At 39.3% G+C, this 12,124-nt stretch carries 10 protein-coding genes, 1 tRNA gene and 2 pseudogenes; 10 read left to right on the forward strand and 3 right to left on the reverse strand.

What is annotated here, in order from left to right:
* The first annotated feature begins 994 nt into the window (after positions 1–994).
* The 8 genes and pseudogenes from HMPREF1532_RS21395 to HMPREF1532_RS19130 all read left to right on the forward strand — a co-directional run bounded on the left by HMPREF1532_RS21395 (position 995) and on the right by HMPREF1532_RS19130 (position 8,817).
* Positions 995–1,162 (forward strand): hypothetical protein, encoded by a 168-nt coding sequence (locus HMPREF1532_RS21395; RefSeq protein WP_153881790.1) that lies wholly within the window; start codon positions 995–997, stop codon positions 1,160–1,162.
* Between the two features lie 386 nt (positions 1,163–1,548).
* On the forward strand, positions 1,549–2,061 hold the full coding sequence (locus HMPREF1532_RS19100; protein WP_025819276.1) for a ferritin-like domain-containing protein: 513 nt from the start codon (positions 1,549–1,551) through the stop codon (positions 2,059–2,061).
* 211 nt (positions 2,062–2,272) lie between these two features.
* A complete protein-coding gene (sppA, locus tag HMPREF1532_RS19105) occupies positions 2,273–4,051 on the forward strand; it encodes a signal peptide peptidase SppA (RefSeq protein ID WP_005933906.1) in 1,779 nt (592 codons plus the stop codon).
* Between the two features lie 10 nt (positions 4,052–4,061).
* Positions 4,062–5,192 (forward strand): tetraacyldisaccharide 4'-kinase, encoded by a 1,131-nt coding sequence (lpxK, locus tag HMPREF1532_RS19110; protein WP_005933908.1) that lies wholly within the window; start codon positions 4,062–4,064, stop codon positions 5,190–5,192.
* Positions 5,131–5,940 carry a purine-nucleoside phosphorylase gene (locus tag HMPREF1532_RS19115; protein WP_005933910.1) on the forward strand — a complete coding sequence of 270 codons (810 nt, stop codon included), beginning with the start codon at positions 5,131–5,133 and terminating at the stop codon, positions 5,938–5,940. Before lpxK ends, HMPREF1532_RS19115 begins: the two co-directional genes overlap by 62 nt.
* A 40-nt stretch (positions 5,941–5,980) precedes the next feature.
* Positions 5,981–7,012: a thiamine-phosphate kinase gene (gene thiL, locus HMPREF1532_RS19120; protein ID WP_005933911.1), complete on the forward strand. Its 1,032-nt coding sequence runs from the start codon at positions 5,981–5,983 to the stop codon at positions 7,010–7,012.
* A gap of 266 nt (positions 7,013–7,278) precedes the next feature.
* Positions 7,279–7,351: transfer RNA gene (locus HMPREF1532_RS19125), tRNA-Phe, on the forward strand.
* A 251-nt stretch (positions 7,352–7,602) separates the two neighbouring features.
* Positions 7,603–8,817, forward strand: a pseudogene (locus HMPREF1532_RS19130) (site-specific integrase).
* Between the two features lie 92 nt (positions 8,818–8,909).
* Here the strand turns inward: HMPREF1532_RS19130 and HMPREF1532_RS19135 are convergent.
* The 3 genes from HMPREF1532_RS19135 to HMPREF1532_RS19145 form a co-directional block, all read right to left on the reverse strand.
* Positions 8,910–9,851, reverse strand: a complete 942-nt coding sequence (locus HMPREF1532_RS19135; RefSeq protein WP_005933917.1) for an AbiTii domain-containing protein — start codon at positions 9,849–9,851, stop codon at positions 8,910–8,912.
* A gap of 68 nt (positions 9,852–9,919) precedes the next feature.
* Positions 9,920–10,201, reverse strand: coding sequence for a helix-turn-helix domain-containing protein (locus tag HMPREF1532_RS19140; RefSeq protein WP_005933920.1), 282 nt, complete (start codon positions 10,199–10,201; stop codon positions 9,920–9,922).
* Positions 10,202–10,206: 5 nt separating this feature from the next.
* On the reverse strand, positions 10,207–10,494 hold the full coding sequence (locus tag HMPREF1532_RS19145; RefSeq protein WP_005933923.1) for a helix-turn-helix domain-containing protein: 288 nt from the start codon (positions 10,492–10,494) through the stop codon (positions 10,207–10,209).
* Positions 10,495–10,837: 343 nt separating this feature from the next.
* Between HMPREF1532_RS19145 and HMPREF1532_RS19150 the strand changes: the two genes are divergently transcribed.
* Both HMPREF1532_RS19150 and HMPREF1532_RS19155 read left to right on the forward strand, forming a co-directional pair.
* A complete protein-coding gene (locus HMPREF1532_RS19150; RefSeq protein ID WP_005933926.1) occupies positions 10,838–11,143 on the forward strand; it encodes a helix-turn-helix domain-containing protein in 306 nt (101 codons plus the stop codon).
* Positions 11,124–12,112 (forward strand): annotated as a pseudogene (locus HMPREF1532_RS19155) (VapE domain-containing protein). Before HMPREF1532_RS19150 ends, HMPREF1532_RS19155 begins: the two are co-directional and overlap by 20 nt.
* Positions 12,113–12,124 lie beyond the last annotated feature (12 nt).

A 12,124-nucleotide genomic window follows, 5' to 3' on the forward strand; every position in this document is an offset into this window, starting at 1 on the left:
CTATAAGTATTGACGGTTCTAAATTTTAATCTGTCATAACTTAATAAGACAGAATCGTACTACTTGTATTGTTTATCAATATTTCAAAGAACTATGGTTGCTTTGTTTTCAAAAGCGGGTGCAAAGGTAAGGGGTTTATTTTAAACTGCCAAATATTTCGGAAGTTTTTTTTCGGGTTGCGGATTTTCTACTCTAAGACTCTCTTGCGAAAGGGAAAGAAAGAACCGACACACCAAACCGACCTTTTTTTTTGCGAACCGGACTGCAAAGATAACGAATTTATTGTTTTACTTCCAAAACTTTCAGGGAGTTTTTTTGTTTAAACCGTTAACTTGGAGAATGCGCTTTCAATATGTCAAAGAAACAGGCTCAGGCTCTTCAGCTAAGCGGATGCAAAAGTAGGCCTTTTTACGATACAAGCAAAAGATTTCAATGTTTATTTTTGAATAAAATGAAAATAAATATGTAAGGGGCTGATTATGAAACATGTTGTAGAACATAAAAACAGAGAAAGGGAAAGGAAGGGAAAAAGGGCTACACATTATAATATATATACGCGCGTGAAAAGGGAAAAATGAAGGAAAAAAGGGGACGATGAAGAAAGAAACGGATTGAAAGGAAGGGAAGGTTTGTGGAAAAGAATCCGTTGCCGCATGGAGAAGCATTTATCATTACACAAGGAGAAAGGGAAAGGAAGGGAGGAAAGAGGGGGATGTAACGGATTAGAAACAAGGGAAGGAAGACTCTACGGGAAAAGGACGGAAACCCGTAGAGGAAGGAAGGGAGACTCGTAGAGGAACGGGGAGATTCTCTACGGGAAAAAAGAAGAAAAGGCAAGAGGTTGGTAAACAGCACATTAAGAAAGAAGACGGATGTATCTATTTTTCAATAGAGAAAAGGAGCCTTTCAGGATGGAGAAAGGAAGAAGCCTTGTGACAAATATTGACAGGAAGGGGAAATGAAGGCCGGATACAGAAGGGGATAAAAGGAAGGAATGGGAAAAGAAAGGGAAGGCGTGCTTTTACCGGGAAAATACCATAAAGGAGAAGAAGAGCGGGAGTTTAAGTTGACGAATGGACAAATACGGGCAAAAAGGCTCCGGAAACAGGAAAGGCCGAATGATTCCGAAAAGAAGACAAAAGGGCATATATCAATCATATAAGGGAGAATTTCAGCAAGAAAAGGGATACGGATAGCCAAGGACAAGGAATGGATTTTAAGGCCATGTTAAAATCAATTCTCTACGCGCAAGAATACGTATTCCTGCAATCAGGAAATTAATTACTTAGAAGAGAGCAAAGAATATCAGGAAAAAGAAATTAACTATGTTAAAAAAAGAAAAGGATAGAAGAGGAAGTAAAAGATATGTTGAATGCATTGGAAACAGGTAAGAGAAATTTAATCTGTTCAAACAAACAAATTATCATCCAACCAACCACAGCCATTCTTCGACCATTTACTTTTGTTAAATCAGATTTATCCCAAAACAAAAGATTTTCGGCATTGTTGAATAACCAACTTAATATTTATAACCTAAACTTTAAAATTATGGCTAAAGAAAGTGTGAAAATCCTGCAAGGTAAGCTCGATGTAAAAAGTTTAATTGAACAGCTTAATGCTGCATTGTCTGAAGAATGGTTGGCATACTATCAATATTGGGTAGGCGCATTAGTCGTTGAAGGTGCTATGCGTACCGGCGTACAAGGTGAATTCGAAGAACATGCCGAAGAAGAACGCCAACACGCACAGTTAATCGCTGATCGTATTATAGAATTGGAAGGAACTCCAGTTCTCGACCCAAAACAATGGTTCGAATTGGCCAGATGCAAATATGACACCCCAACTCAATTTGATACGGTAAGTTTACTCAATCAGAATGTAGCATCCGAACGTTGTGCAATACTTCGTTACCAAGAAATAGCAAAATTCACAGAAGGAAAAGACTATACCACATGTGATATTGCCAAACATATCCTGGCCGAAGAAGAAGACCACGAACAAGATTTGCAGGATTACTTGAATGACATTGCCAAAATGAGAGAATCTTTTCTTAAGAAATAAGTAGTAGTTTCTTAAAGAGTGGGAAAGGGGGAGTAATCTGCGATAAGACGATTCCCTCTTTTTTTGCTCTATAATTCCTTAAGTTATCACATTTTTCACTCACCTCACTGTGACAAAACAAAAAACTATGCGACTTATGGGATAAATATCAACTCAATTATTTATCTTTGTTAGCTTTAATACGAGCTGGCATAAAAAAACTATAAGTACAATGAAAGATTTCTTTAAATTTACGCTTGCCACAGTTACAGGTATCATACTGTCAAGCATCGTTCTGTTCTTCATCGGCATCATGGTGATTTTCGGAATCGTTTCATCATCCGATACGGAAACAGTCGTCAAGAAAAACTCAGTGATGATGCTCGATCTTAACGGTACACTGGTAGAACGTACTCAAGAGAGCTTAGAGGGAATATTCTCGGCATTGACAGGAGATGACTCCAATGTTTACGGACTCGATGACATTCTATCTTCCATCAAAAAAGCCAAAGAAAACGAAAACATCAAAGGCATTTATATACAGGCTTCCAGTCTGAGTTCCTCTTATGCGTCCCTGCAAGCTATTCGTAATGCCTTGAATGATTTTAAAGAAAGTGGCAAATTCATTGTCGCATATAGTGACGGATACACACAAGGTCTTTATTATCTCTCAAGTGTAGCAGACAAAGTACTGCTCAATCCGAAAGGAATGATTGAGTGGCGAGGCATCGCATCTGCACCGATTTTTTACAAAGATTTACTTCAGAAAGTCGGCATTGAAATGCAAATATTCAAAGTAGGTACCTACAAATCGGCAGTCGAACCTTTCATCGCTACGGAAATGAGCCCCGCTAACCGCGAACAAGTTACCGAATTCATCGGTTCTATTTGGGGACAAGTAGTGGACGGGGTTTCAGCTTCACGCCACATTTCACCGGATTCACTGAATGCTTATGCTGACCGGATGCTCATGTTCTATCCTGCGGAAGAGAGCGTAAGTTGCAGACTGGCAGACACCTTGATCTACAAAAACAATGTACGTGACTATCTAAAACAACTGGTTGACATCGATAAAGACGACCGTCTGCCTATTCTCGGTCTGAGCGATATGATCAATGTGAAAAAGAATGTGCCGAAAGACAAAAGCGGCAATATCGTAGCCATCTATTACGCATCAGGTGAAATAACAGATCAGGGAGGTTCGGCCACTTCTGAAGATGGAATTGTCGGTAATAAAGTTATCCGCGATTTACGTAAGTTGAAAGAAGATAAAGATGTCAAAGCAGTTGTATTGCGTGTAAATTCTCCGGGTGGAAGTGCTTTTGCTTCCGAACAGATCTGGCATGCCGTAAAAGAACTGAAAGCAGAAAAACCGGTTATCGTTTCAATGGGTGACTACGCAGCATCGGGCGGTTATTACATCTCATGCATAGCCGATACAATCGTAGCAGAACCGACTACTCTTACCGGTTCCATCGGCATTTTCGGCATGATCCCCAATGTAAAAGAACTTACTGATAAAGTAGGATTGACTTATGATGTGGTAAAAACAAATAAATTTGCAGATTTCGGCAACATCATGCGCCCGTTCAACAATGATGAAAAAGCATTAATGCAGATGATGATTACGCAAGGATACGATACATTTGTTACCCGTTGTGCCGAAGGGCGTCACATGACTAAAGAAGCAATCGAAAAAATAGCCGAAGGCCGTGTATGGACCGGTGAAACAGCCAAAGAATTAGGGTTGGTAGATGAACTGGGCGGTATTGACAAAGCACTCGACATTGCAGTTAAGAAAGCTGATCTGGAAGGATATACAGTTGTGGCTTATCCAGCCAAAAAAGACCTTTTCTCTTCTTTGTTAGACACCCAACCAACAAGCTATGTAGAATCTCAACTTCTGAAAAGCAAATTAGGAGATTATTATAAAGACTTCAGTTTATTGAAGAATTTAAGCGAACGCTCCATGATACAGGCACGCGTTCCATTCGAACTGAATATTAAGTAAACTTTTCTGCATGGAAGAAAATTTTATCAAGATACATAAATGGCTATACCCTATTTCATTCCTTTATGGAATAGGGGTTACCTTAAGAAACAAACTCTTTGACTGGGGATATCTCCGGTCAAAGAGTTTTAACGTTCCTGTCATCTGTATCGGCAACATTGCCGTAGGAGGAACCGGTAAAACGCCACACACCGAGTATCTGATAAAATTACTTCGTCATAAATTTCAGGTTGCCGTATTGAGCCGGGGATACAAACGCCATACAAAAGGCTACATATTATCTACCGGCGAAAGTAATGCACGCAATATAGGCGATGAACCTTACCAAATAAAATCAAAATTCTCCGATATCCGGGTGGCCGTGGACGAAAATCGCTGTCATGGCATCGAACAACTTTGCAAATTGAATAATCCTCCGGTAGAAGTTGTTCTGCTTGATGACGCATTTCAACACCGCTATGTTAAAGCCGGTCTCAACATCCTCCTGACAGATTATCACCGTCTGTTCTGTGATGATGCATTATTGCCAGCAGGGTTGCTTCGTGAATCCGTACATGGGAAAAATCGTGCACAAATTGTCATTGTCACCAAATGCCCTCCGGACATAAAACCGATAGATTTCAATATTATTACAAAAAGGCTGAACCTATTTCCTTATCAGATGTTATTTTTTTCTGCTTTCCGCTATGGAAACCTACAGCCGGCATTTCCGGAAATAGCAGGAAAAACAGAAAGAAAACTATCCACTTTGCAAGCAGACGAACAGGTGCTACTGCTCACAGGAATTGCTTCTCCTGCCCCTATTATGCAAGAGTTGGAGAAATATACATCGCATATAGACTTGTTGGCATTCGACGATCATCATAATTTCAGTCAACGCGATATACAGTCCATCAGGGAGCGGTTCAAAAAACTAAAGGGAGAACAACGCTTGATCATCACCACCGAAAAGGATGCCACCCGTCTGGTACATCATCCGGTGATGGATAGAGAACTAAAAAAATATATTTACATTCTTCCCATTGAAGTAGAAATATTACAGAATCAACAAGATATTTTTAACCAACACATTATTGGCTATGTTAGAGAAAATACAAGAGACGGCAGCTTTTCTGAAAGGAAAGATGCACACAAGTCCTGAAACGGCGATCATTCTGGGTACCGGACTTGGCAGCCTGGCAAATGAAATTACCGAGAAGTATGAAATAAAGTACGAAGACATCCCCAACTTCCCTGTATCAACCGTTGAAGGACATAGCGGGAAACTTATTTTCGGTAAATTGGGTAATAAAGACATTATGGCAATGCAGGGACGTTTTCACTATTACGAAGGTTATTCCATGCAAGAAGTAACCTTCCCGGTGCGCGTCATGCGCGAATTGGGCATTAAAACATTATTCGTATCCAATGCCAGTGGTGGCACCAATCCCGATTTCGAAATAGGCGACCTGATGATTATTACCGACCATATCAACTATTTCCCCGAACATCCGCTTCGTGGAAAGAACATCCCATACGGTCCGCGTTTTCCGGACATGAGCGAGGCATACAACAAGGAGCTGATTCGTAAAGCGAAAGAGATAGCCAAAGAGAAAGGAATAAAAGTACAGCAAGGAGTTTATATAGGCACACAAGGACCAACATTCGAAACCCCTTCCGAATATAAGCTGTTCCACATTCTTGGGGCGGATGCCGTAGGCATGTCTACAGTACCCGAAGTAATTGTAGCCAATCATTGTGGAATTAAGGTATTCGGAATCTCGGTTGTAACCGATTTGGGAGTAGAAGGGAAAATTGTAGAAGTATCACATGAGGAAGTCCAAAAAGCGGCCGACGCTGCTCAACCCAAAATGACTACCATCATGCGTGAACTTATCAATCGTGCCTAATCCGTTCAAATCGGAAGGATCTTATCATTAATTAGATTTTATGAGAACAGAAATAGCAACCCTTGGCGAGTTCGGCCTCATCAAGCATCTCACTGAGGGAATCAAATTAGAAAATGAATCAAGCAAATATGGAATAGGCGACGATGCTGCCGTCCTCTCCTACCCTTCGGAAAAGCAAGTACTGGTGACAACCGACTTGCTTATGGAAGGTGTACACTTTGACTTGACTTACATGCCCTTAAAGCATTTGGGATATAAATCCGCCATTGTCAACTTCTCCGATATCTACGCGATGAACGGAACACCAAAGCAGATTACCGTCTCACTTGCCCTATCCAAACGCTTCAGCGTGGAAGACATGGATGAGTTTTATGCCGGGCTCCGCCTGGCATGCCAGCAATATCACGTTGACATTGTAGGTGGAGATACCACTTCTTCTCTAACGGGCTTTGCCATCAGCATCACCTGTATCGGAGAAGCGGATAAAGATAAAGTCGTCTACCGCAACGGTGCAAAGGAAACAGATCTAATCTGCGTCAGTGGTGATTTAGGTGCCGCCTACATGGGTCTGCAATTATTGGAACGCGAAAAAGCAGTATTCAAAGGCGAACAAGATGCGCAACCGGATTTCTCCGGCAAAGAATATCTGTTGGAGCGACAACTCAAACCCGAAGCTCGTAAAGACATTATTGAAAAGTTAGCTGCCGCCAATATTACCCCCACCTCCATGATGGACATCTCCGATGGATTATCTTCCGAGTTGTTACACATCTGTTCTCAAAGCAATGCCGGTTGTCGTGTTTACGAAGAACATATACCTATAGATTATCAGACAGCTGTTATGGCAGAGGAATTCAATATGAACCTCACAACCTGTGCAATGAACGGCGGTGAGGATTATGAGTTACTCTTTACCGTTCCTATTGCCGATCACGAAAAAATATCCGAAATGGAAGGAGTACGCCTAATTGGACATATCACCAAACCCGAATTAGGTTGTGCTCTAATAACACGAGACGGACAAGAATTCGAATTGAAAGCACAAGGTTGGAATCCTTTATTACAGAAATAGTATTTTTTATTTCACCGATTCCAGAAATACGTATTTTAAATATTTTAAGATACGTATTTCTTATATATAAAAGGCTGTATTTAACATTCCACCAAAGACAACTAATAAATCCTCTCCTCCTTTCTATTTAATTAAAATAAAAATATTTTTCATCTTGTATATTGCTGATAATAAACCAGGTAATTAGATATCAATGATTTTTATTTCACTATTTCTTGCAGAATAAAAAAACTTTCACTACCTTTGCATTCGCAAAATAAAAGAAAGGTGCCATAGCTCAGTTGGTAGAGCAAAGGACTGAAAATCCTTGTGTCCCCGGTTCGATTCCTGGTGGCACCACTTTTAAGAAAAGAAAAACGATGTAAATCCTTGAATTTCAAAGAAGTTCAAGGATTTTTCATTTCCAAGAATAGGCAAAATAAGTGGGATTAAAGCAAACTGTACGTCCTTATTCGGGGGACGGTTTTAGAAAGCCCTGAATGTTCCACTACGCAATAGTTACTTCACTATTTTACAGCACGTTGCACTACTTTACATAACAGAGTCCTCAGTTCGATTTCCTAACTTTGTATCATTAAAAATTGAGCAGTATGGAAAGAAAAAGATTCAGCGTGTTGTTCTTCATCAAGCGTAGCAAACTGTTAAAAAATGGGGAAGCACCCGTGCGTGTGCGTGTCACTTATGACCGCTTATATGTGGAACTTTAACTAAAACGAAGTGTCAAAGTCCCACTCTGGTTGCAGGAAAAAGAGAAATAGACAGGCAAAGATCGAAATTCTGTAGAACTTAATCATTACATTGATACCCTGCGTGTGAAATTCTATCAGATTTACCAAGACTTGGAACTGGAGGGAAAGATTATCTCCGCACGTGCCATAGTGAACCGCTATCAGGGAAAGGATGAAACTTTCAAGACATTATATAATGTATTCAAGGAGCATAACGACAACTGCCGGAAGCTAATCGGAACGTGTTATGCCGACATTACCGTAAGACGTTATGATAATTGCCTAAAATATCTCATGGAACTGGTAAAACGGAATTATAAGGTGGATGATATGCTGTTGCGTGAAGTGAACGGAGAACTGGTGCGCAAATTCGACCTGTACCTAAAGGCAGAAAAACATTGCGCACAGAACACCGTTATCCGGTACATGAAATGCTTCAAGAAAGTGATAAACCTTGCCATTGCCAACGAATGGCTGGCGAAGAACCCGTTTGCCGGAATCAAGTTTCACGAGGTGGAAGTAAACAAACAGTTCCTTAGCCAAACTGAAATTAATAAGATATGGCAGAAAGAATTTAAGATAGAACGGCTGGAACTGGTACGAGATGTATTTATCTTCTGTGTGTACACTGGACTGGCGTTTATAGACGTATATAATTTACGTCCCGAACATATTTCAGAGGATAGCAACGGTAATTTGTGGATAGTGAAAGCCCGTGAAAAGACAAACAATCTTTGTAATATTCCACTTTTGAACATTCCGAAACAGATACTTGAAAAATACAAGGACAATCCGTATTGCCTTGATAAAGGTGTTATGTTGCCTGTTCCTTGCAATCAGAAGATGAACAGTTATTTGAAAGAAATTGCTGACCTGTGCGGAATTAGAAAAAATCTGACCACGCACACCGCCCGGTACAGCTTTGCAAGCGTCATCGCACTGGCTAACAATGTATCACTTCCGAATGTGTCTAAAATGTTGGGGCATTCGTCTACGAGAATGACACAGCATTATGCCAAAGTATTAGACCAAAGCATTTTGAAAGATATGAAAGAGGTTGAAAAACTTCTTTCTTGATAAAAAGCAATCAGTCCTGCGATCTTGTTTTATTGAAAGCAAGATTACAGGATTGATTAAATATCCTTTTTAAATCTATATATAAAGAACATCTATATAATTCCAAGAATATTAGAAATACCTTGTATTACATATGGGGTAGCTTGATTTCCTACAACTCCAATAAGTATTTCTTTAATTGTTGAAAAAGCCACTTTCAAAATAGAGGATTTGGGCTCAGTTCTACTTAATTGAGATTGTATTATTTTCAATTGTAATTGTATATCTTCAATATCCTCTTTTCGATTCAATGTTTGTATACAATTATTTATTTCTTGACACAACGAATTTATATTTTCTCTAACTAACTGTGTTATTTGATTGCCTTTACCAGCAACAACTATCGTGTCTGATATTGAAATATGAGAATTACCTGTTGCCACTATTCCTGGATTAATTATTTGCGTAACTAAGTTGTCTATATCATTTCTTTTTGCCATAACATCAAAATTTATCTCATTATTAAATTGGCTATCAATTTCCAAAAAGAATTCTAGCAATCTAGATTTTATTGATTCTATAATTGCTGTAAAAACTCTGGGAGATATTATTTGCCATGCAGACTGTACATATCCATATTGCAGGATGTTATTTATTGTATTATATGCGGCACCAGATAAATACACTCGCAAATTATCATTTTTTTCCAATGATAATTTTTCAATCTCATAAATAGAATCATAAAAAAGAACCGTTCCTAAAATGGTTCTTTCTTTTTGATTAAACTGATCCAACGGGATTCTATATTTTTGCCACATCCCCGTTGGCGTTACAATATTAGCAAAAATTTCGCATGTACTTTTTCTATAGTCAGGTAATTCATCAACTTTTTGATAATCTCCTTTCGTCTCATTCTTGAGCCATAAAGAAAATTGTTCATTATGCAAATAATGAGCTATAGCTTGCACTTTGAGCAATATAGAAGTTAGTGGCTGATTTTCTATCAAATCTTGAACTACACTTTCTATTAATGCCTTTACATTTAATTTTTCCATATGAATGTTATTATATAGCACAAAGATAAAGTTTTAGACATCAAACAGAAAATACAACCTTACATATTTTATTTATGATAATTCTTTTCCAACAATTCTATTACATCTGACTCCTTATATATAATTTTCCCCGGAAGCTGTACATATCCCAACAGCCCAGTATCTCTGTAATCCTGCAAAGTCCGTTTACTGATACACAGTTTTTGGCAGACTTCCTCACCTGTCAAGTAATGTTCGCCACCCAGTACCGGACGACAATTCGTTATCATGTATTCCACATTCCTCAACACCCGGTCAAGGGATGAAAACAATACTTGTGTAGTATTGGAATCTTTCGTTATCAAATCCATAAATTCTATTTTTTAGAGTTATTCTTCACGTGATTTTGCATAAAGGTTCCCACATCCGAAATCTTATAATAAATCTTGTTATTGATTTGCGAATAAGGTAATTTGCCCATATCACGATAGGTTTGCATCGTCTGGGCAGACACATTCAGCAAACGGCAGGTTTCGCAGTTATCCAACCACTTATCCTGTTTTCTCCGCAAAGGAATACACAGGGCATCCATACGATTGATAAAGTGCTTAAACTTTTCCTGCCAAAGTTCGAATGTTTTCTTTTCAATGGTTACTATTTCCATATTTCATTATGTTTTGATATTACTTCTTTTTTCTTGTTTGATGCAAATATATAGCCTTGAATAATAGCTTATTTCAGACTGTCCGCAGATGTCCTTATATGTCCTCACTTGTCCCACTTGCACAGAGAAAAGAATAAGAAAAACCGAAAAAGGTAATCGATATAAAGAACTTCGTTCACGTTTCATTCTCTATTATAATAAGGTGAAGAACACAAACGAACTTTCACGGTCTGATAGTATTTTGAAGCAGAGCCGAGCAAAGCAATTCCAAACGCCTGACACTTTGTTTTTTTACCATTTTTTCTTATTTTATTTGTGGTGCTAATTCAAAAAACAAAGCATCATGAACAATCCTTTTGAAGAAATTTTCAAGCGGCTGGAAAACATCGAAAAGATGATTTCCCCCGTAATCAGTTCTTCATCCGAAGAACCGGACAGCAGGCAATCTGTTTTAGTCAAAATATCCGTAGCCAGCCGGATAACCGGATATTCAGTTAATTACCTCTACCACTTAGCCAGCAGCGGAGCAATACCATGTGTCAAGCGTGGACGCTCCTTACGTTTCGATGTGGACGAGTTGCAGCGGTGGATGCAGCAACAATATGTACCAGCTTCCAACAAACTATCCGATGAAAGAGAAAAGAGATAACGAAGCGGAACACATCGAGGGTAGGCTATCCAAGAACGAGCGCATCGAAAGGCAGCTTAATTCCTTATACGACTTCCGGTTTAATATTGTGAAAAGCAGGACAAAATATCGGGCTGCAAATACTTCCGGTTTGTATCAGCCAGTCACAAAGTTTACTTTGAACTCTTTCTGCCGAAAACATCCGTATGATATTGGAAAGCGATTTCGCAAATAAGGTGCATCCCATACGGGAAAACATGGTGGCTGGATAACCTTTGCCCGTCACCGCTAAAAAATTATCTATTTACCGGGAAGATAGACCCACAGAGCAAAGATATTCTGACACTGATAGCCGAATATCTGTTTATCAACATTGACGACCAGATAAAGGAACTCAACAAGCAGAATGAAAACGCATTAAAGAACCTGATAACCACCCCGGCAGTTAAATACCGCAGACCGTATGATATTTACATAGAGGAATATCCGCATTTAGCCAGCTTCATGGCTTCAGTGAACGGTAACGAGTTCTTGACAGACCCGACAGGGAACAGACGATTTCTGCCTTTTGAAGTCCTGCACATTGATAAACCGACAGCAGAAAGTATCAACATGGATAATGTCTACTCCGAAATCATGTACTTGTATCGGCAAGGTGTACGCTATTGGTTTAATGATGCGGAGATTGAAGAACTGCACCTGACAAATGCGGAATTTGAGGTGTAAACAATTGAGTTTGAAATGCTGATGCAGTATTTTGAAAAGCCCACAGAGGAAGAAGAAAGTCTATTCTTTATGACAACAGCGCAAATCCTCACTTGTTTACGGGATGTCTGCCCTATGCAGCTATCTGAAAAGCGGTTGGGGGAAGCATTGCGGAAAGCCAGATTCAAACGGGTACAAAAGCGCATCAGTAACTGCAATTATTCGGTATATGGGTACAGAATAAAGCCTGTTTCCATACCCTACACCGATAACGATTACGGTTAATACAGCGTTTTA

It is taken from the genome of Bacteroides salyersiae WAL 10018 = DSM 18765 = JCM 12988, from assembly GCF_000381365.1.
GTDB lineage: Bacteria > Bacteroidota > Bacteroidia > Bacteroidales > Bacteroidaceae > Bacteroides > Bacteroides salyersiae.